General features: G+C 67.4%; 18 protein-coding genes and 1 tRNA gene. 11 read left to right on the top strand and 8 right to left on the bottom strand.

Going from position 1 to position 21188, the window contains the following annotated elements; genetic code table 11:
• Positions 1-10: 10 nt before the first annotated feature.
• Complete coding sequence (locus ACW178_RS04630; RefSeq protein ID WP_492024908.1) at positions 11-1585, bottom strand: tetratricopeptide repeat protein; 1575 nt, start codon at positions 1583-1585, stop codon at positions 11-13.
• A 272-nt stretch (positions 1586-1857) separates the two neighbouring features.
• Between ACW178_RS04630 and ACW178_RS04635 the strand changes: the two genes are divergently transcribed.
• On the top strand, positions 1858-2013 hold the full coding sequence (locus tag ACW178_RS04635) for a hypothetical protein (RefSeq protein WP_182713469.1): 156 nt from the start codon (positions 1858-1860) through the stop codon (positions 2011-2013).
• 22 nt (positions 2014-2035) lie between these two features.
• On the opposite strand, the gene ACW178_RS04640 is transcribed toward ACW178_RS04635, so the two are convergent.
• Together ACW178_RS04640 and ACW178_RS04645 are read right to left on the bottom strand one after the other, a co-directional pair.
• Entirely contained in the window at positions 2036-2410 is a 375-nt protein-coding gene (locus ACW178_RS04640) for a hypothetical protein (protein WP_054764662.1), read from the bottom strand.
• 139 nt (positions 2411-2549) lie between these two features.
• A complete protein-coding gene (locus ACW178_RS04645; protein WP_152949446.1) occupies positions 2550-3200 on the bottom strand; it encodes a DUF1345 domain-containing protein in 651 nt (216 codons plus the stop codon).
• 172 nt (positions 3201-3372) lie between these two features.
• Here ACW178_RS04645 and ACW178_RS04650 point away from each other — a divergent pair, with 172 nt between their 5' ends.
• The gene (locus ACW178_RS04650) at positions 3373-5490 is read left to right on the top strand and encodes a malate synthase G (protein WP_492024909.1); all 2118 of its coding nucleotides are present in this window, start codon (positions 3373-3375) and stop codon (positions 5488-5490) included.
• Between the two features lie 58 nt (positions 5491-5548).
• On the opposite strand, the gene ACW178_RS04655 is transcribed toward ACW178_RS04650, so the two are convergent.
• Together ACW178_RS04655 and ACW178_RS04660 are read right to left on the bottom strand one after the other, a co-directional pair.
• Positions 5549-6628, bottom strand: coding sequence for a mechanosensitive ion channel family protein (locus ACW178_RS04655; protein ID WP_152949448.1), 1080 nt, complete (start codon positions 6626-6628; stop codon positions 5549-5551).
• A 57-nt stretch (positions 6629-6685) separates the two neighbouring features.
• Positions 6686-8560: a PAS domain-containing hybrid sensor histidine kinase/response regulator gene (locus ACW178_RS04660; protein WP_492024910.1), complete on the bottom strand. Its 1875-nt coding sequence runs from the start codon at positions 8558-8560 to the stop codon at positions 6686-6688.
• 191 nt (positions 8561-8751) lie between these two features.
• Here ACW178_RS04660 and ACW178_RS04665 point away from each other — a divergent pair, with 191 nt between their 5' ends.
• From ACW178_RS04665 to ACW178_RS04705, 9 genes are all read left to right on the top strand, one after another.
• A complete protein-coding gene (locus ACW178_RS04665) occupies positions 8752-9057 on the top strand; it encodes an STAS domain-containing protein (RefSeq protein ID WP_082382600.1) in 306 nt (101 codons plus the stop codon).
• A complete protein-coding gene (locus ACW178_RS04670) occupies positions 9054-9422 on the top strand; it encodes a response regulator (protein WP_054764668.1) in 369 nt (122 codons plus the stop codon). Before ACW178_RS04665 ends, ACW178_RS04670 begins: the two co-directional genes overlap by 4 nt.
• Complete coding sequence (locus ACW178_RS04675) at positions 9419-11452, top strand: chemotaxis protein CheA (protein WP_492024911.1); 2034 nt, start codon at positions 9419-9421, stop codon at positions 11450-11452. Before ACW178_RS04670 ends, ACW178_RS04675 begins: the two co-directional genes overlap by 4 nt.
• Positions 11449-11961 carry a chemotaxis protein CheW gene (locus tag ACW178_RS04680; protein ID WP_287106244.1) on the top strand — a complete coding sequence of 171 codons (513 nt, stop codon included), beginning with the start codon at positions 11449-11451 and terminating at the stop codon, positions 11959-11961. The genes ACW178_RS04675 and ACW178_RS04680 overlap by 4 nt, the downstream gene beginning before the upstream one ends.
• A gap of 23 nt (positions 11962-11984) precedes the next feature.
• The gene (locus ACW178_RS04685) at positions 11985-13922 is read left to right on the top strand and encodes a methyl-accepting chemotaxis protein (protein ID WP_492024912.1); all 1938 of its coding nucleotides are present in this window, start codon (positions 11985-11987) and stop codon (positions 13920-13922) included.
• A 99-nt stretch (positions 13923-14021) separates the two neighbouring features.
• Complete coding sequence (locus ACW178_RS04690; RefSeq protein ID WP_492024913.1) at positions 14022-15857, top strand: methyl-accepting chemotaxis protein; 1836 nt, start codon at positions 14022-14024, stop codon at positions 15855-15857.
• Positions 15857-16369 (top strand): chemotaxis protein CheW, encoded by a 513-nt coding sequence (locus ACW178_RS04695; RefSeq protein ID WP_287104771.1) that lies wholly within the window; start codon positions 15857-15859, stop codon positions 16367-16369. The genes ACW178_RS04690 and ACW178_RS04695 overlap by 1 nt, the downstream gene beginning before the upstream one ends.
• Positions 16370-16409: 40 nt before the next feature.
• On the top strand, positions 16410-17264 hold the full coding sequence (locus ACW178_RS04700; RefSeq protein ID WP_152949454.1) for a CheR family methyltransferase: 855 nt from the start codon (positions 16410-16412) through the stop codon (positions 17262-17264).
• 4 nt (positions 17265-17268) lie between these two features.
• On the top strand, positions 17269-18345 hold the full coding sequence (locus ACW178_RS04705; protein ID WP_054764674.1) for a protein-glutamate methylesterase/protein-glutamine glutaminase: 1077 nt from the start codon (positions 17269-17271) through the stop codon (positions 18343-18345).
• Positions 18346-18434: 89 nt separating this feature from the next.
• Here ACW178_RS04705 and ACW178_RS04710 read toward each other — a convergent pair whose 3' ends face one another.
• The 3 genes from ACW178_RS04710 to ACW178_RS04720 form a co-directional block, all read right to left on the bottom strand.
• Positions 18435-20192, bottom strand: a complete 1758-nt coding sequence (locus ACW178_RS04710) for a hypothetical protein (RefSeq protein WP_492024914.1) — start codon at positions 20190-20192, stop codon at positions 18435-18437.
• 147 nt (positions 20193-20339) lie between these two features.
• Positions 20340-20415 (bottom strand) — tRNA-Ala (locus tag ACW178_RS04715).
• Between the two features lie 221 nt (positions 20416-20636).
• Positions 20637-21098 carry a TIGR02300 family protein gene (locus tag ACW178_RS04720; protein ID WP_054766821.1) on the bottom strand — a complete coding sequence of 154 codons (462 nt, stop codon included), beginning with the start codon at positions 21096-21098 and terminating at the stop codon, positions 20637-20639.
• Positions 21099-21188 lie beyond the last annotated feature (90 nt).

Consider the following 21188-nt stretch of genomic DNA (forward strand, 5'->3'; position numbering starts at 1 on the left):
GCGCAGAAAGTCACTCGCCGGCGGGCGCCGGGGGCGATTCCGGTTCGTCTTCCGGCGAAGGCTCGGGCTCGACGGCGGCGGCGTCCTCCGTAAGGCCGTCGAGGGTCGGCACGGCCTCGCCGTTGTTGAGCGCCGCGATCATCTGCGCCGCCCGGTCAGACGCCGCCCCGCCGTGGGGATTGTTCGCCAGGGGTTTCAGCACGGCGATCGCTTCATCCTTTTGATCCCGTTGGATCAGGGCGTCGGCATAGTTCAGACGAACCCCCGCCAACTGCGGCGCCCGCTCAAAGGCCAGACCGAGCGTGAGCATGTCGTTGTCGTTGGGATAGCCCGGCTCGCCGTGTCTCATCTCGGCGATCAGCATCAGGGTTCGATAATCGTTGTCCGTCGCGGCGTAGGCTCGACCCAGATAGACCCTGGCCTCTCGCTTCAGTGACACACGTTCCGCCTCATCCTCCGCTTCTTCCGCCAGGCGCAACCGTTCCTCGGCCAGGAATTGCAGGGCTTCGACATTGTCGGGCTCCAGTTCGACGAGCCGCTGCAGCGCCCGTTCGCCCGCCACCGTGTCGCCGAAATGCAGGCCGGCGTGACCGGCGGCCAAGAGGGCCAGGGGGGCATCGCCGTGACGCGCGGCGATCCGCGCCACCTCCTGGCCCAGGGCCGCACGATCCTCGTCCTTCACCCCGATCTTCAGTCTCTGATTGATGAGCAGCAGATCATTGGCGGATCGGGGCAGGCGCGTGACGACGATGTCGGCCGCCGGAAAGTCGCTCTTGATCACCCGCCCCATCAGCCGGCGGCTCATCAGATATTGGCGAAGCTCGGAGCGAAGCTGGGCCAGGCTCAGGCCAGTGGCGCTCTCCATGGCCTCAACCGGATCTTCACCGTCCGACACGGCCATCAGATAGGCGCTCAGCTGTCGCAGGCGGTCGGGGTCGCTGAAGAACCAGTGGGTCAGCAGCCAGGCGACCGGATAATAGGTCTCACGATAGCTGCTGCGCCTGACCTCGCCGGGACGAGAGCGCAACAGAACCTCAAGCGGCAGCCATGTGCCGTTGACCAGCCAATAGGCCCGATTCTCGCTGTAACCGCCCAGCTGAACCTCATCCGCCTCGATTTCCGCGGTCATATAGTATTCGGCGAAGCCTTCGACGAACCAACCCGGATAGGCGGCGGGGGCGCTTTCGAGCATGAAATGGTGCACATATTCGTGCAGCAGTATCTCGTCGTTTTCGCCTCTGATCGCGACGGCGAAGATGTCTTCCGAAGTGGGGAAATAGGTGCCCACGACATTCTGCGGCGTGGCGGGATTGACCCGAAGCATGCCGGAGCGTGAGCCGACCAGATAGATCGGCAGTTTGCGCAGCGGCGCCTGGTCCATGGGCAGGCCGGACCGATAGCGCATCACACGGTCGAAGGTCTCCAGCTTCTGGACATAGTCCCGGAGCGACCGTTCGCTGCCTTCGCTATAGACGATGAATCGCTCGCTTTCGGCCTTCAGCCAATCGGCGCGCGCCGCCGTCGCCGTCAGACTCAGCGTCGCTAAGGCGGCGGCCAATACGGCGACCAGTCCCGATCGTTTCATGGCTTGTTCCCCGTCCCCGCCGAATGGGACTGACGTCCATCCCGTCTCCCCCGACAACCTGAGTTGTCGCAAAGGTTGTGCGGGATCGTAAAGAGCCGCGTGCAGATTACGCGAAGAATCCTGCCCGTCGCTGCGCCTTTGCGCCACATCAAATAACCCCTCGCCATAAGGGGCTATTGGAGTCATGCTCGGCTTTGAGGAAGCGATCAGGCCGTCAGAGCCGGGCGTTCCTCTCCCGGAGCGATCCGGGTTCATAGGGAAAGGAAATGACGATGGCTGTGATCCATCCAGAAGACCGCGTTTCGGGCCTCGATCGCTCGTCCTACGAGCGCCCGCGCAAGATGCACCCGGCCATAGGGCTGGCGATGGGCTTCGGCTTCATCTTCGCCGTCGCCGCCGTCGTGCACATCCTGTTCACGGCGCTCTGACGCGGGTTTGAAGGCCGCCGCTTCAGGCGGCCAGACGGTTCCAGACGGCGCGATCGGCGGCGATCGCGTCGAGGCGACGGCCCTTGTCGTGCAGCTGTCCCATGACGGCGTCGGGCAGGGTGCAGAAGCGCGGCTCGACCAGATCGGGATTGCACCCGGCCTCGGGCGCGGCGAACAGGGCGGCGTTGACGTCCGGGCTGCGCTCGGCGATCAGCCAGGCCAGACGGCGCGCCCGTGCGGGATCGTTGCGGTGCAGCAGCGGATCCTCGGCGAACAGCTCGCAACCCAGCTCCAGCACATAGTCGAAGCCCAGCTTCTCGAACCGGCGCGCGTCGGCGGGCGTGACCGGGCAGGCCTCGTCCAGGTCGAACACGACGTCGTTCAGAAGAAACAGCATGGGCGCGACGCCTTCGGCGATCCGGACGCGATGTCGTCCGTGATCCCCTTCTAGCCGCCTTGGCTTGCAGTCCCGTTCACGGACGCGGTTAAGCCTTTGTGACCGGCGGGCTCACCCCGCGCCCATCACCCAGCGCCCATTACCCCGCACCTAGGGCGCCCACCGCCAGATTGACCGCCAGGGCCACGATCACGGTGTTGAAGACGAAGGCGGTCAGGCTGTGGACGCTGGACAGCCGACGCACGCCCCGGTCGCTGATCTGCACATCAGCCGTCTGGCAGGCCACGCCGATGATCAGGGCGAAATGCAGAAAATCCCAATAGTCGGGCTGGGTCTCGCCGGGAAACATCAGGCCGCCGCGGTCCCCGCCCTCGTGGTCCCGCTGATAGAAGGCGTGAGCATAGTGCAGGGCGAACATCAGATGGATGAAGGTCCAGGACAGGGCGACCGTCCCGAGGGCCAGCAGGCCGCCCGTCAGGGGAGAGCCGTGGCTGCGCGCCTCGCCGACCACCACGACGACGCTGGCCGCCGCCGCCAGAAGGCTGAGCGGCAGGACGGCCGCACCGGTCTGATCCAGGGCGGCGGCGCGCCGGCGGATCGCATCGGCGTCCTGGGCCCGGGCCATCCGCGCCAGGGTGGCGGCGATGAAGACCGCGACCCCGGCGATCCAGCCATAGGCCGTCCGGGTCAAGGCGTCGTCGGCCACGGGGGTGAAGAGGGCGACGGCGATCACCACCCCCAGGCTGGCGAGGAGGACGCCGTAGAGGCGAAGGGGGCGAAACAGGCTCATGACCGCCGATCATGACGCCGGGCGCGCTCTCGGCAAGAGGCGACCGAGCCCCCGCGTCCCCCTAGACGAAAAGCGAAGGGGCTGACGCGACGTGACCCTTGCGAAGCCCGGCGTGGTCGGCTTACGTGATCACGCATTGTTACAGCCTGGCCGCCGCCGGAAAGGGTTCCCCATGACCGTTTATGAAGATCGCGCTGGATTGCAGGTCGCGGCCGAACTCGCGGCCCTGATCGAACAGGAGGTCCTGCCGGGCCTGGGTCTGGACCCGGCGGGCTTCTGGTCGGGAACGGCGGCCGTCTTCGCCCGGTTCGCCCCGGAAAACCGCGCCCTTCTGGCCCATCGCGACGCCCTTCAGGCCCGGATCGACGACTGGCACGACGGGCGTCGAGGCCGGCCCTATGACGTCGCCGCCTCCCAGACCTTCCTGCGCGAGATCGGCTATCTGGTTGAAGAGCCTCAGCCCTTCACCATCGGCACGACCGGGGTGGACGCCGAGATCGCCCGGATGGCGGGGCCGCAGCTGGTGGTCCCGATTCTAAACGCCCGTTTCCTGCTGAACGCGGCCAACGCCCGCTGGGGCAGTCTGTATGACGCCCTTTACGGGACGGACGCCCTGGGCGACCTGCCGAAAGGCGGCGGCTATGATCCCGAACGCGGCGCCCGGGTCGTGGCCCGCGCCAAGGCGTTTCTGGACGAGGCCGTCCCTCTGACCGACGGTTCCTGGTCCGATCTGACCGACATCGACGCCGCCGTGCTGAAAGACCCGGCTCAGCTGGCGGGGCGCACCGAGGGCTCGCGCCTGTTCCGCCACAACGGCCTGCATATCGAGGTGATCGTCGATCGCGCCCATCCGGTCGGGCGCACCGATCCGGCCGGAATCGCCGATGTGGTGCTGGAATCGGCCCTGACCACCATCTGCGACCTGGAGGATTCGGTGGCCGCCGTCGATGCGGCGGACAAGGTCTGCGCCTATCGCAACTGGCTGGGTCTGATGAAGGGCGACCTGGTCGAGACCTTCGACAAGGGCGGCAAGACCCTGACCCGCCGCCTGAACCCGGACCGGGCCTTCATCGCGCCGGACGGTTCGACCCTGACGCTGAAGGGGCGTTCGCTGCTGTTCGTGCGCAACGTCGGCCATCTGATGACCACCCCCGCCGTCCGGCTGCCGGACGGGTCCGAGGCGCCGGAAGGGATTTTGGACGCCGTCGTCACCAGCCTGATCGCGCTCTACGACATCAAGGGGCTGGGCGGGCTGTCCAACAGCGCGACCGGCTCGGTCTATATCGTCAAGCCCAAGATGCACGGGCCGGACGAGTGCGGCTTCACCAACCGTCTGTTCGACGCGGTCGAGGATCTGCTGGCCCTGCCGCGCCACACGATCAAGGTCGGGGTCATGGACGAGGAGCGTCGCACCTCGGCCAATCTGGCCGCCTGCATCCATGCGGTGAGGGACCGGATCGTCTTCATCAACACCGGCTTCCTCGACCGCACCGGAGACGAGATCCACACCGCCATGCGGGCCGGCCCGGTAGTGCGAAAGGGCGACGTCAAGTCCAGCGCCTGGATCGCCGCCTATGAGGCGCGCAACGTCGCCATCGGCCTGAAATGCGGCCTGTCAGGCAAGGCCCAGATCGGCAAGGGCATGTGGGCCGCGCCCGACCGGATGGCCGACATGCTGGAGCAGAAGATCGCCCATCCGCGGACCGGCGCCAACACCGCCTGGACCCCGTCGCCGACCGCCGCCACCCTGCATGCGCTCCACTATCACGCGGTCGACGTCTTCGCCGTCCAGGCCGAGGTGGCGACGCGGCCGACGCCGGGGCTGGACGATCTGCTGACCCCGCCCCTGGCGAACGGCGTCAACTGGTCCGAGGACGAGGTGAAGGCCGAGCTGGACAATAACGCCCAGGGCATTCTCGGCTATGTCGTCCGCTGGATCGACCAGGGGGTCGGCTGCTCCAAGGTGCCCGACATCCACGACATCGGCCTGATGGAGGACCGCGCCACCCTGCGGATCAGCTCCCAGCATATCGCCAACTGGCTGTTGCACGGCGTCTGCACGGCCGAACAGGTGGACGCGGCCCTTCTGAGAATGGCCGCCAAGGTGGACGCCCAGAACGCCGGCGACCCGCCGTATCGTCCCATGGCGCCCGATCCGGACGCCAGCCCCGATACAAACCTGGCCTATCAGGCGGCCCGCGCCCTGGTGTTCCAAGGGGTGGAGCAGCCGAACGGCTATACCGAGCCCCTGCTTCACGCCTATCGACTTAAGGCGAAGGCCGCACACTGACGCCAATCAGCGTCCGTCGCCCTCGGGGTGAGCGCCGGGTGTCGGGACGGAAAAGCCTTCAGCCCCCCGTTCGCCCCGGTGGGAGGTCGGGCGCGCGCTCCAGCGGCCCGTCCTCGTCTTCGGCCAGCATCAGGTCCTCGGCGGCGTCATTGTTGGCGCCGGAGGTCTGACCCTGGGCCGGACCGGGCGGCGGGGCGGGGCGGTTCGTCGCCGACCACGCACGATCGCCGTAGCCGAACCGGCCCAGCGCCTCGTCGCCCTCCAGGCCGAAGGCGCTGCGAATCCGCAGGTCGGTCTGGGGAAAGGGGACTTCGATGCCGGCGCCGTCCAGGGCGTCGGCGATCAGCCAGGTATAGGCGGCGTGCATGGCCGCCGGTCGCTTGACCGCCTCGCGCGTCGGCCAGACCAGCAGCTCGAACTCCAGCCCCTTGTCGCCGAACCCCACCAGCCAGACCTGGCTCTTGCGCGCCTCGGTCTCGGGCAGGGTGAAGGGGCTGGACCGGGCGCAGGCCAGCACCGCCTCGCGCACCCTGCCCCGATCCGATCCATAGGCGACGGCGAAGGGGACATGGATCCGCCGGGTGTCGCCCTTCAGCGTCCAGTTGGTGACCGGCTGTTCGATCAGCCGCGAATTGGGCACCAGGACATTGACGTTGTCATTGGTCCTGACCCGCGTCGCGCGCGGCCCGATCTCCATGATGGCGCCGCGAATGCCGATGTCCTCGATCTCGATATAGTCGCCGACAGAGACCATCCGGTCGAAGATCAGGAACAGGCCCGAGACGAACTCCTTGACCACCCCTTGCAGGCCCAGACCCACGCCTATGCCCAGGGCGCCGGCGAAGACCGCCAGGGACGACAGGTTCAGCCCCGCCGTCGACAGGGCCGCCATGACGCCCAGTATGATCACCGCATAGCCGGACAGCCGCTCCAGCAGATACAGGGCCTGACGGCTGCGTTCGGCCCGTTCGCGCACGCGCCGCAGGGCGCGGGTGATCAGCCAGCTGACGCAGAAGGCGCCGATCAGGATCACGCCTGCGCCGACCAGACCGCCGACGGTCAGGCTGGCCCCGGCGATCCGCAGGACCGGCGACTGTTCGATCGCCTCCAGGTTCAGCTTCTCGATCGTAGAGACCATCCGCCTCAAGCGCGCGGCGAAAGGCCAAGGTTCCGCCCGCGATGACGCGCGTTTCCGTCAGTGACCCATGACGGCCTGGATTTCGCCGAACAGCCCGGCGGAGGTGAAGGGCTTGCCCAGGTGACGGTTCGCCCCGGCCTCCCGACAGGCGGCCACATGCTCCGCCTGGGTATTGGCCGTCAGCATGATGATGGGCGCCGGCGGCCGACCCGCAGCCTGTTCCCGGTCGCGAATGCGAGCGACCGCCCTGATTCCGTCCATCCGAGGCATCTGGATGTCCATCAGGATCAGGTCGAACCGTTCGCGCTCCACGGCCTCCACCGCCTCCACCCCGTCCTCCGCCATGACCACGTCGGCGACGCCGTCCAGCATCATCTCGACGATCCGCCGGTTGGTGGGGTGATCGTCGACGACCAGGACGTTCATTCGCCCTTGCGCCGCCGCAGCCCCCGGGTCGTCGCAGACGGCGGCGAGGGGGATGTCCAGCCAGAAGACCGAGCCCCCGCCCTCGCGCGGTTCGCCGTCCACCTCGCCGCCCATAGCCCTTGCCTGCTCGCGCGCCAGGGCCAGACCCAGCCCCATGCCGCCGAAGCGCCGCGTCAGGGCGTCGTCGCTCTGATGGAAGGGGGTGAACAGGGCGTCCTTCTTTTCAGGCGCGAAGCCGACGCCCGTATCCAGACAGGCGAAACGGATCACGCCGTTCTCGCGGCCTTCGATCCTCAGGCGGATCTCGCCCCGGTCGGTGAACTTCAGTCCATTCTGCAACAGGGGCGTCAGGATGCGCCCCAGGGCCTCCGCGTCGCCCAACAGCCGGGCCGGGAGGTCGGGCGAAATCTCGAGATGCAGGGCCAGACCCTTGGCCTCCGCCGCCGCGCGGTGGGGCGCGACAAGCTGTTCGGCGAAGGCGGTCGGCTCGAACGGCCCGGCCTTGGGCGCGCTGGGCGCAGCGCCCATGCGCGACACGGCCATCAGATCCTCGAAACGGTGCTGAAGCGACGTCGCCGAGGCCCGAATCATTGCGGCGATCTCGCGGATGTCGACGGTGTCGGCGCGACTGTCCAGAAGGTCGGCGCCGGCGATCACCCCGTTCAGCGGCGTGCGGATCTCGTGGGTGATGTTCGATATGAAGGCGCTGCGGGCGTGATTGGCGCGTTCGGCCTGCTCCAGGGCGGATCGCAGGGCGTCTGCGTCTCGCTGTCTCTGGGTCACGTCTTCCGCCAGGCCGATCAGATGGCGCAGACCGTCGTCGTCATAGGTGGCGACCTTGGTCGCCTCCAGATAGCGGACGCCGCCGCGGCCGTGATCCTCATGCACGGCGGTCTCTCGGCCTCTGGTCATGGCGGCGGCCGTCCATTCGGCCAGGCTCGAAGGCAGGACCTCGGCGGGCTTCAGCCCCGCCAGGCCCCCCACCCGGTCGAACAGGGTCTCTGCGGCCCTGTTGGCCAGGATGAAGCGTCCGGTCCGGGCGTCCTTGACCGTCAGGGCCAGGGGCAGGACATCGATGACCGTATTCAGAAAGGCGCTCGATTCCGTCTCGGCCGTCACGTCCTCCGACTTGGCCAACAGCCGCACGATCCGGCCTTGATCGTCGCGGACCGCGCTGACCAGGGTGTTCAGATAGAGGCCCGCGCCGTCCTCAGAGCCTTCGGACCTGGAAAGCCGGGCGCGGAAGGAGAAGGCGCGACCGGCCCGCGCCTCCCTGACCGCAAGATCCACCGAGGCGCGGCAGGCGGACGGCCATATGTCGCGCCAATCCTGGGCGGGGTCGTTCGGAGCGGAAGTTCGAAGTCGCCGCGCCGCGCTGTTGACGTAGACTATTCGCCCCGAGGGGTTAAGCAGCCATACATTCGCTGGACAAGCTTCTGCGAGTTGGGCGTGAAAAGCATCGCCTTCGTAAGCCGTCTCGGCTTGAGGAGCGAACCTGTTCAACATTGAACTCCTAAACACTCAACACGATTCAGCTCCTCAGTATGCCGCACGGAGATGAAGTCGGAGTAAATCGGGCCGGTGAAATATTGCCCGCGCAAGTCTAGGTACATCTGCGTATGGCAAGCTTGAGCGGCATTTAACCATCCACGTCAATGATGCTTCCAGTTGTAGCGCCATAGCCGTGCGGGGGATGGATGAGACGAGTGTTGGTGGATGCGGCCCTGGTGGTTCGCAATGTCGCGGGTCTGCGCCAGTCCATTCTGGACGCCTTCGAAGAGGACGACGCCGTCACCCTGGACCTGGTCGAGGATCAGGCCGTCGATCTGTGCGGCGTCCAGCTGATCGAGGCGGCGCGCCGTCAGGCCCAGGCCGTTGGCAAGACCTTGAGCCTGGCGCATCCGGGCGAGGCGTTTCGCCCGGTGCTGGAAGCGGCGGGTTTTCTGACCGAGGCGTCCGAGGACGACCTGCGGTTCTGGTTTCATGAAGGATCGGTTCAATGACGGCTTCCATCCTGACCGTTGACGACTCGCCCAGCATCCGCATGGCCTTGAAGATCGCCCTGACCGGCGCCGGCTATTCGGTCGCCGAGGCCGGCGACGGCGCCGAGGGCATCGCCAAGGCCAAGGCCAGCGCCTTCGACCTGATCATCACCGATCTGAACATGCCGGTCATGGACGGCCTGACCATGATCGAAGAGATGCGCCGCATGCCCGAACAGATGGGCGTGCCGATCGTCTTCCTGACCACCGAGTCCGACGAGGGCATGAAGGCGCGGGCCAAGGCCGCGGGCGCCACGGGCTGGCTGACCAAACCGTTCGATCCCGACCAGCTGGTGCGGATCGCTAAGAAGGTGCTGGGCCGATGAACGAAGCCATCGCCATCTTCCAGGTTGAGGCGCGCGAGAACCTGGAACTGATCGAACAGGGCCTCTTGGACCTGCTGGATCGTCCCGAAGACCGGGATCTGGTCGACGCCGTCTTCCGCGGCCTGCACACGCTGAAGGGGTCGGGGGCCATGTTCGGCTTCGACGCCCTGGCCGGCTTCACCCACCATTGCGAAACCGCCTTCGACCGGGTCCGCAAGGGCGAGGTGGCGGCGACCACGGATCTGGTCTCTGCGGTTCTGGCCGCCCGCGACCACATGCGACAGCTGCTGGAGGATCCGTCGGGCGATCACGGCGCCGCAGGCGACGCCCTGCTGGCCGATCTGGAGCGCGCAGTGCGCGAGGCTGACGGCGCCGCCGCGCCGGAGACCCCGAAGGCCGGCGCGACGACCTGGCGCGTGAAGTTCGAACTGCCCGCCGACGCCTTCCGCAACGGCGCCAACCCTCTGGCCCTGCTGAACGAGCTGCGCGACCTGGGCGAGGCCTGTGTGGTGGTCGATACCTCGCGGGTGCCGCCGCTCAGCCGGATGGAGCCGACCGACCTCCATCTGGGCTGGACCGTCACCCTGACGACCGAGCACGGCCGCTCGGCGATCGAGGACGTCTTCATCTTCGTCATGGACGAGATGACCCTGAGCATCGAAGCGGTGGACGCCGAAGCCGCCGCCCCGCAAGAGGCTTCCCAAGTCGCCCCCCAAGCCGCCCCCCAAGGCGACCCGGTCCAGGCCGCCGCCGAGCCGGCTCAGGCTCCGGTTTCGGCGGCCAAGCCCGCCGCCGTCGCCCCTGCTGCGCCCGCCGCCGAACCGGCTGAAGCAGGCGGCGCCAAGGCCGCCAAGGCTGCTGAGAGCGTGCGCGTTCCGGCCGACCGCCTGGATGAGCTGATGGACCGGGTCGGCGAACTGGTCATCGCCCAGTCCCGCCTGAGCCAGATCGCCGCCGGCGGGACCGACGTGGCCCTGCGCGCCGTGTCGGAAGAAATCGAGCGCCTGTCCGGCGAACTGCGCGACACCATGATGGTGCTGCGGATGGTGCCCGTCTCGACCCTGTTCGGCCGTTTCCGCCGCCTGGTCCACGACCTGGCGCGCGAGACGGGCAAGGCGATCGAACTGTCGACCGACGGCGAGAGCACCGAGATCGACAAGACCGTCATCGAGCGTCTGGCCGACCCCCTGGTCCACCTGATCCGCAACGCCGCCGACCACGGTCTGGAAACGGCCGAGGACCGGGCCGCCGCCGGCAAGCCGGCTACGGGCCGCATCCGCCTGTCGGCCCATCAGTCGGGCGGCGAAGTGGTCATCACCATCCGCGACGACGGCCGGGGCATCGACCGCGACCGCGTCCGCGCCAAGGCCGAGAGCCAGGGGCTGATCGAGCCCGGCGCGGCGATCAGCGACCATGACCTGCTGCAGATGATCTTCCACCCCGGCTTCTCGACGGCGGCGGCGGTGACCAATCTGTCGGGTCGCGGCGTCGGCATGGATGTGGTCAAACGCACCATCGAGGGCCTGCGCGGCTCCATCGACATCGCCAGCCGGCCCGGAGAGGGGTCGGAGGTGTCGCTGCGCATCCCCCTGACCCTGGCCATCATCGACGGCCTTCTGGTTCGCGTCGGCCACGGCCGCTACGTCATTCCGCTGGACGCGGTCGAGGAGTGTCTGGAGCTGTCGCTGGACGAGGATCTGCGTTCGCGCGGCCGCAGCTTCATCTCCCTGCGCAACAGCCTGGTGCCCTTCCTGCGCCTGCGCGAGATGTTCGACACCGGCACCCCGCCCGAACTGCATCAGAAGGTGGTGGTCGTCTCCACCGGCGCAGAGCGGATCGGCCTGGTCGTCGATCAGATCATCGGCGACCACCAGACGGTGATCAAGTCGATGTCCAAGCTTCATTCCGGCCTGCCGACCTTCTCGGGGGCCACCATCCTGGGCGACGGCGGCGTCGCCCTGATCCTGGACGTGGGCCACCTGGTCGCCAAGGGCCAGCAGCAGGAGGCGCAGATGCGTGAGGCGGTATGAGCGAGACGGCTGAAGCCACCGGCTGGACCGGCGCGGAGCAGATGGAGGTCCTGACCTTCGAGCTGAACGGCGAACTGTTCGCCCTGGAGGCCGTCGCGGTGCAGGAGATCATGGACCTGGCGCCCGAGACGGTGGTGCCGGGGGCCGGCGCCTTCGCCGGCGCCGTGATCAACTTCCGCGGCAAGGTCATCCCCTTGTCGGACCTGCGCGTCGCCTTCGCCATGGAGCGGGGCGAGCCCACCATCGACAGCCGTATCGTCGTCATCGAGATCGACCTGGACGGAGAGCCGACCCTGGTCGGCCTGCGCACCGACAAGGTCCACGAGGTCACCACCCTGGCCCGCGCCGACGCCGAGGCTCCGCCCAGCGTCGGCATGCGCTGGCGGCCCGAGTTCATCCAATGCCTGGTCAAGCGCGACGGCGAATTCATCGTCGTCCCCGCCCTCCAGACCCTCTTCAACCAACAGCACGACGCCCGCTCGCCGGTCGCGTCCGCCACTCGTCATTGACCGGCTTTTCGGGGAGAACAGCCATGCGTTTCACGATTAAGGCCAAGCTGGCCGCCGGCTTCGGGATGATGATCGTCCTGCTGATCGGGATTGCGTTCCTCGGGATTCACAGCCTGGGCAGCTTCAACAAGGCCATGGACGACGTCATGTCGGGCCCGGCCAAGCGACTGGAGAATTCGCAGACGGCGAACATCCGCCTGCTGGAGTCGATCCGGGCTGAAAAGAACCTGATCCTCTCGACCACGCCGGAGGAAATGCGTCGTCACATCGAAACGGGTGAGACGGCCCGCGAGGAGATGGCTGAACTTCTGAAAGCCGGCGAGGAGAAGGCGTCCGAGGTCAACAAGCCTGACTGGCAGCGGCTGGAGGCCCTGCTGGCTCAGATGACGACGATGGAGGGCCGCATGGCCGACCTGGTGCGCTCGGGCCAGCACGCCCAGGCCATCGCTCTGTCGACCGGCGAATCGCGCGAGATCGCGGTCGAAATGTCGGAGATCTTCGCCAAGATCGTCGAGCGCAACCAGGCCGCCATGGTGAAGGCCGATCAGGACACGTCCAAACAGTACGCCGACACCCGCAACCTGGTCATCGGTCTGACGATCGCGGCCCTGGCCATCGCCGTCGCCTTCGCCCTGTGGATCGCCTTGGGCATCAGCGCCGGCCTCAGCCGTCTGATGACGGTCGCCGACGCCGTCGCCATCGGCGATCTGGACCAGCGGATCGAAATCAAGTCGAACGACGAGATCAAGGATCTGGTCGGGGTGTTCAACACCATGACCGACAATCTGAAGGCCACGGCCGCCATGGCCGACCAGATCGCCATGGGCGACCTGAGCGTCGAGCCCAAGCCCCTGTCGGACAAGGACATCCTGGGCCAGGCCCTGCAACGGATGACGCTGAACCTGCGCACGACGGCGGCGATCGCCGACGAGATCGCCCAGGGCGACCTGACGGTTCAGCCCAAGCCGCTGTCGGACAAGGACACCCTGGGCCTGTCGCTGCTGTCGATGGTCGAGCGCCTGCGCGGCGTCGTCGCCGACGCCCTGTCGGCCGCCGACAACGTCTCTTCCGGCAGCCAGGAACTGTCGGCCACCTCCGAGCAGATGAGCCAGGGCGCGACCGAACAGGCCGCCGCCGCCGAACAGGCCTCGGCCTCGATGGAGGAGATGGCCGCCAACATCAAACAGAACGCCGACAACGCCGCCCAGACCGAGAAGATCTCGCGTCAGTCGTCGAGGGACGCTGAGGCCAGCGGCGAGGCGGTCAACCGCGCCGTGGACGCCATGCGCACCATCGCCGACAAGATCGGCATCGTGCAGGAGATCGCGCGTCAGACCGATCTGCTGGCCCTGAACGCGGCGGTCGAGGCCGCCCGCGCCGGGGAACACGGCAAGGGCTTCGCCGTCGTCGCCTCCGAGGTCCGCAAACTGGCCGAACGCAGCCAGACGGCCGCGGCCGAAATCAGCGCGGTCTCGGGCGACACGGTCAAGGCCGCCCAGGAAGCGGGCGAGATGCTGCAACGTCTGGTGCCGGACATCCGCAAGACCGCCGAACTGGTCTCGGAAATCTCCGCCGCCTGCCGTGAACAGGACGTCGGCGCCAGCCAGATCAACGAGGCCATTCAGCAGCTCGACAAGGTGACGCAACAGAATGCGGGCGCCTCGGAAGAGATGTCGGCGACCTCGGAAGAACTGGCGGCCCAGGCCGAAGAGCTTCAGACCTCGATCGCCTTCTTCCGCACCGACTCGGCCGGCGGTCGCGGCGGACGGGCTCCGGCCCGCGCCCCCCGCACCTCGACCTTCAAGGCGCCCGCCAAGTCCGCCGCCCGTCCGGTCGGCAAGTCGGCGTCCCCTGCGAAATCCCCGGTCCACGCCCAGCAGGCCCGGGCCCAGGGCTTCGCCCTGGACCTGACCAGCGGCGGCGCCGACGCCGAGGACATGGACTTCCGGGAAAGCGCCTGATGTCCGGAATCTCCGTCCTCCAACATCGCCGACCCAGTACCGTCCTCAGTAACCCGCGTCCGCCATTCGCCGGCCTGACTTCAGAAAAGGGGCTCTGAAATGCGCCTAACGATTAAAGCAAAACTGGCCGGCGCCTTCGCCGCCGTCCTGGCGATCTCCCTCATTCTCGGCGTCGTCGGCGTCATGAAGATGAGCGCGGTCAACGACCAGTCGACCGTCATCACCGAAAACTGGATGCCGAGCATCGACGCCATCCACAGCATCAATACGGCGACATCGGACCTGCGGGCCCAGCAGTACGCCCACATCACCTCGACCGATCCGGCGCGCATGGCCGAGGTCGAGAAGGACATCGCCGCCACGCTCGACACGATCAAGAGCGAACGGACGAAGTATGAGGCCCTCATCTCCTCGGACGACGAGCGGGCGCTCTACAATCAGTTCGCCGGCAAGTTCGAAAACTATCTGCGGGACGGCGAGCGGATGCTGACCTTCTCGCGCGTCAATCAGAACGAGGCCGCCGCCGAGGCCATGCGCGCCAGCAAGCCGCTGTATGACGACCTGTCGGCCGACCTGCTGAAGCTCGTGAACCTGAACGTCGACGGCGGCAAGGCCGCCAGCGTCGAAGGCGACAAGGTCTTCGCCGAAGCCCGGACGATGTTCATCGCCCTGGTGGTCGCCGGACTGGTGATCGGCGTGGTCGCCGCCCTGTGGATTTCGCGCACCGTCACCCTGGGCTTGCGCAAGGTCTCCACGGCCATTGAGGCGGTCGCCATCGGCGACCTGGATCAGGACATCAAGGTCACGACCAATGACGAGATCAAGGATCTGGTCGATACGGTCGATCGCATGACGGCCAATCTGCGCGCCACCGCCGCCATGGCCGACGAGATCGCTCAGGGCGATCTGACGGTCCAGCCCAAGCCCCTGTCGGACAAGGACACCCTGGGCCTGTCGCTGCAGTCGATGGTCGAGCGCCTGCGCGGCGTCGTCGCCGACGCCCTGTCGGCCGCCGACAACGTCTCCTCGGGCAGCCAGGAACTGTCGGCCACCTCCGAGCAGATGAGCCAGGGCGCCACCGAACAGGCCGCCGCCGCCGAACAGGCCTCGGCCTCGATGGAGGAGATGGCTGCCAACATCAAACAGAACGCCGACAACGCCGCCCAGACCGAAAAGATCTCGCGCCAGTCGGCCAAGGACGCCGAACTGAGCGGCGAGGCCGTGACCCGCGCGGTGGACGCCATGCGCACCATCGCCGACAAGATCGGCATCGTGCAGGAGATCGCGCGTCAGACCGATCTTCTGGCCCTGAACGCGGCGGTCGAGGCCGCCCGCGCCGGGGAACACGGCAAGGGCTTCGCCGTCGTGGCTTCGGAAGTGCGCAAACTGGCCGAACGCAGCCAGACGGCCGCCGCCGAAATCAGCGCGGTCTCGGGCGACACGGTCAAGGCGGCTCAAGAGGCCGGCGACATGCTGCAGCGCCTGGTGCCGGACATCCGCAAGACCGCCGAACTGGTCTCGGAAATCTCCGCCGCCTGCCGTGAGCAGGACGTCGGCGCCAACCAGATCAACGAGGCCATTCAGCAGCTCGACAAGGTGACGCAACAGAATGCGGGCGCCTCGGAAGAGATGTCGGCGACCTCGGAAGAACTGGCGGCCCAGGCCGAAGAGCTTCAGGCCTCCATCGCCTTCTTCCGCACCGACTCGGCCGGCGGCCGCAGCGGACGGGCTCCGGCCCGGGCTCCCGCCCGCGCCTCGACCTTCAAGTCGCCGCCCAAGCCCGCCGCCCGTCCGGTCGCCAAGGCGGCTGCCCCGGCCCAGTCTTTCGCCAAGTCTCCGGTCCACGCCCAGCAGGCCCGGGCCCAGGGCTTCGCCCTGGACTTGACCAGCGGCGGCGCCGACGCCGAGGACATGGACTTCCGGGAGAGCGCCTGATGTCCGGCCCCGTGGAAAAAGCGGGTGCGGCTGAAGGTCAATACGTCACCTTCGGTCTGGGCGAGGAGGTCTTCGCCGCCCCGGTCGGGCTGGTGCGGGAGATCCTGACCTATCAGGCCCCGTCGCGCATCCCCAACAGCCCCGCCTATCTGATGGGTCTGACCGATGTGCGCGGCCAGGGCGTTCCCACGGCGGATCTGCGGATCCGCCTGGGGATGGCGCCGGTCGAACCGACCCTGAACACCCGGATCCTGGTCCTGGACATTCCGCTGGAGGACCGGACCCTGAGCCTGGGTCTGGTCGCCGACCGGGTGTTCGAGGTCACCAGCTTCGCCGCCGACCAGATCGAGCCCTCGCCCGACATCGGCGTCAAATGGCGCTCGGACTACATCTCCGGCGTGGTGCGGCGCGACGACGGCTTCGTCGTCCTGATCGACCTGCCCCGGCTCCTGTCCACCACCGGCGATGCGGCCGATCTCGCCGCCTTCGCCCCTGTCGAACGCGCCGCCTGAGGGCGGCGCGAACGGCCCATAAAAAGAAGAGAGAAACGCCTTGTCCCAAGCGGCGCTAGAACGGTCCGCCCCCACGCTTGATCAGATCAGCGCCCGCAACTTCGAACGGTTGGCGCGCTACATCTACGACTACAGCGGCATCAAGATGCCCTCGTCCAAGCGCACCATGCTGGAGGGACGGCTGCGTCGCCGGCTGCGCGTCACCGGCCATGAGACCTTCGACCGCTATTGCGACTATCTGTTCAAGGACGGCGGGCTGGAGACCGAGTCCGTCTTCCTGATCGACGCGGTCACGACCAACAAGACCGACTTCTTCCGCGAGCCGCGCCATTTCGACTATATGGCCAGCCACGTCCTGCCCGAGTTCAAGGCCGCCGGGCAGCGTCGCATCCGCGCCTGGAGCGCGGCCTGTTCCACGGGCGCCGAGCCCTATACGATGGCCATGGTCCTGCAGAAGTTCGCCGACGAAGAGGGCGGGCCGGACTATCAGATCCTGGGCACCGATCTGTCGACCGAGGTGCTGGAGACGGCCCTGCGCGGCGTCTATCCCGACGAAATGCTGACGCCCGTGCCGGCGGACATGAAGCGCTGGGTGATGAGGGCGCGCGACGCCAGCCGCCGCGAAAGCCGCATTCATCCGTCCCTGCGGTCCAAGCTGTCGCTGGCGCGGCTGAACCTGATGGACGAGGCCTATTCGGTCGGCGATCCTTTCGACATGATCATGTGCCGCAACGTCATGATCTATTTCGACAAACAGACCCAGGCCAAGGTTCTGAACCGTCTGTGCGCCCGTCTGCGGCCCGGCGGCTATCTGTTCATCGGCCATTCGGAAAGCATCACCGGCATCGAACTGCCGCTGGTCACCGTCGCCAACACCATCTTCCGGAAGACCTGACCTCATGCCCAAGGTTCGTGTTCTGGTGATCGACGATTCCGCCAGCGTGCGCCAGACCCTGGTGGACGTGCTGTCGGCGGATCCGCAGATCGAAGTCATGGGGGTGGCGTCCGATCCCTTCGTCGCCGCCCGCCGCATCGCCGAGGACGTGCCCGACGTCATCACCCTGGATGTGGAAATGCCGCGCATGGACGGCATCACCTTCCTTCGGAAACTGATGTCTCAGCGCCCGATCCCGGTGGTCATGTGCTCGTCCCTGACCGAGGCGGGCTCCGAGACCCTGATGCAGGCGCTCGAAGCCGGCGCCGTCGACATCATCCTGAAGCCGCGGATCGGGGCGGCGGACCATCTGGCCGAGAGCGGCGACCGCATCCGCGACGTGGTCAAGGCCGCCGCCCGCGCCCGCGTCGGCGCCCGCCGCCCGACCGCCCGGACGCTGGATCCCGGCACCAAGCTGACGGCCGACGCCATGCTGCCGCCGCCCAGCGGCGCGGCCATGGCCCGCACCACCGAAATGGTCGCCTGTCTGGGCGCCTCGACCGGCGGCACCGAAGCCCTCCGCGAAGTCCTGCAGGCCCTGCCGGCCAATGCGCCGGGGATCGTCATCGTCCAGCATATGCCGGCCGGCTTCACCGCCGCCTTCTCCAAACGGCTGAACAGCCTGTGCGAGGTCGAGGTCAAGGAGGCCCAGCACGGCGATCCCGTCCTGCGCGGCCACGTCCTGATCGCGCCGGGCGACAAACACATGCTGCTGGAACGCCAGGGCGCCCGCTATCAGGTGGCGATCAAGGACGGTCCGCCCGTCTCGCGTCACCGGCCCTCGGTGGACGTCCTGTTCCGCTCGGCCGCCCGCGCGGCCGGCCGCAACGCCATGGGGGTCATCATGACCGGCATGGGCGACGACGGGGCGCGCGGCCTGCTGGAGATGAAGGAGGCCGGCGCCGTGACCGTGGCCCAGGACGAGGCCAGCTCGATCGTCTTCGGCATGCCCAAGGAGGCCATCGCCCGGGGCGCCGCCCAAAAGATCATGGCGCTGGAACATATCGCGCGCGAAATCATGGCGGTCGATCGGTCGCGCTGAACCAGGCCTGGTCTTCGGCCTGTTCGACAGTTGACGCCGCGCCGACGGAGACGTCGGCGCGGCGTTCTCATTTCAGGGCTGCGTGATCTTCAGAACAGCAGGTCGGCGAACTCGTCCGCCTCGGCCGGCGCCGCTTCGACGGCCGCCGTCTCGGCCTGAGCCTCTTCGCCTTCCGGCGCAGCGTCCTTGGGAACGGCGTATTCGGCATGGATCAGCCGTTCGCGCGCCATCGTATAGCAGCGCCCGATCTCGTTCATCGCCTCGTCCAGGGCGGCCTCGATCTGGGACAGGTCGTCCACCTCGGGCCCTGCGGCCTCGACCAGGGCGGCGGCGGCGGCGTGAAGGGCGTCGCCCATGTCGGCCTTCAGCCCCAGCTGTTCGGCGGCGACGGTCAGGGACCGCGCCGTGGCGGCGCCCTGGTCGCTGAGGCCGCTCAGGTCGTGCTCGACCACGTCGGCGGCCTGGCGCAGACGGCTGCGTACCCCGTTCAGACGACCGGCGTCCACCCGCCCGTCCTGATCGCCGCCCGCCGGCCTGTCATTGGCGACGCCCGCCAGGGCGTTCAGGGAGCTGAGCGTCAGATCGGCCTCTTCCTCCAGCTGGCCGGCGTGGCTGCTCAGCTCGATGGCGATCACGCTCAAAGGCTTGCCGATGTCGCCCAGGCGGTTGGAGCGCAGGCTGCTGTTGATGGCCATCTGCTGGATGTCGCGCTTGACGCCCTGGATGGCGCCGACCCGGCGCGACAGGGCCTCGACCGCCGAGACGGTTTCGTTGCTGATCCTGTGGGCGTTGGCCATGGCCGCAGTCACGTCGCCGACGAGAAGGCCCGCGTGTCCCAGGCTCTCTTCCAGTTCGCGCAATCCGCCCTTGCCGCCCCGGCCGCCCAGGGCGTTGAGCGCCAGGATCTGGGCCGTGTCCGCCGCCATGCCGTTCAGGCTCTGGGTCACCTTGACCGCTTCCGCCTCGAAATCGGCCGCGATATCGGACATCTGGGCCGCCAGCATGTGCAGCAGCCGACGTTCGGCCCGGTCGCGCGCCTCCTCGGCCAAGTCCGACTGGGCCGCCAGGCGGCTGGCGACGCGCAGGCCCAGCTGGACGTGTTCGATGCGCTGACGGGTGATGTCGCCGATCTGAAGCGCCATCAGGGCCTTGCTGACCTTGGTCTGGATGTCGCGGGCGATGGCCGCGATCGAACGGGCGACGTCGGCGATCTGGGTATGCTGTTCCTGAATGGCGCGGGCGTCGACCGCCAGCCGGTCCGGCACGGCGGGGATCAGGGCGGCGTATTTGCCGCTCAGGGTCTGTTCGAACTCCAGGGCCTGTTGCAGGCGGGTCGACAGATCCGTCAGCTGATCGGCGAGTTCGTCCAACTGGCCGACGCCCAGGTCCAGCTGGCTGCACATCCGCTCGGCGAAGCCGGCGAACTCGTCCGACGCGCGGATGGTGGACCCGGCCGTTATCTTGACGTTCAGCGCAAAGGCCCGGAGGTAGCGCAGCGTTGTGCGCATCGAGTCGATATTGGCCTGAAGCTGGGCGCCGGCGACCTTGATGTTGGCGAAATAGGCGATCCGGTCCTGCTGGGCCTCCGGCAGGGCGTTCAGTCCCTCGGCCGTGGACAACAGGTCCTGGGTCGTGTCCGACACGGATTTGGCGTCCAGGGTGACCTCAAGCCGATCCAGGGATTCGATCAGTCGTCCCACCATCTCCAACGACCCCGCCAGCCGGCCCCCGGCGTCGGAGAAACGGCTTTCGATCAGCGCACGCGCTGTTTCGAGCTGGTCGATGATGGCTGTCGGCTGGACGGGGAAACCGGCCGTGACGGCGAAGTCATGATGCTGGATGTTCACTAACCGTCTCGTTCTGAGCGTCGTTCGGTGAAACATAGGCCGCAACTTACCAACTGAGGGTAAACGCCTTTGCGGCGGCGGGCGGAGTCGATCAGGGTCCGGAAAATTAAAAGGGGCCGGCTGCGTCGCAGCCGGCCCCTTGGAAACTGGTGGAGCTTAGCGGAGTCGAACCGCTGACCTCTTGCATGCCATGCAAGCGCTCTACCAACTGAGCTAAAGCCCCGGACCTTGCGGTCTGGTTCGCCCGGTTCATCTTGCGATGGCCCCCGGCGAGGCGGCGGAACCTATGTCAGAGCTTTTTTAGGATCAAGCCCGTTTCGACATTTATTTTCACATCGGTTCCAGGTGTGAAAAAGGGCAGAGATTTCAAACCGCAAGGGTCCGAAAGCCTGTCCGCCCGCCGCGTCTCCCTAAAGGGAAATACGGCGGGCGCAACAAAAAAGATCAGTCGTCGTCGTCGCGCGACGGCTTGGCGATTTCGTCGTCCAGGTCGTCGTCGTCTTCGTCCTCGATGAAGGGCACCGAGTCGTCGTCATCGTCGCCCAGGTCGTCATCGTCGCCGTCGGTCGAACCCATGCCCGGCTCGTCTGCGGCGTCGGCGGGGGAATCGTCGTCGTCGTCAGGCGTCAGGATCGGCTCGTGGCCTTCCTCGTCGATTTCCGGGGCGCGGATCTCTTCGTCCTCGTCCTCTTCGCCGTCGGCCGCCTTGTCCTTGACCTGATCTTCGGCGTCCTCGTCGTCGGTCGGATAGCCGGGACGGGCGCGGCGGCTGCGCAGCTTCAGGGCTTCTTCGGGATCGAAGTCCGTGCCGCATTTGGGGCAGTGGGCGGGGCGGCGGTTCAGGTCGTAGAACTTAGCCTGGCAGTTCGGGCAAACCTGTTTGGCGCCCAGTTCGGGATTGGCCACGTTTGGAACCTTCAACGGGTTGAATTCGGGGCGGTCCCTTGCCACCCCTCGGAGCCGCTGTCAAAAGCTGTCTTTCGCGCCGCCCGCGCG

This window comes from Brevundimonas sp. AVps4 (genome assembly GCF_058681525.1).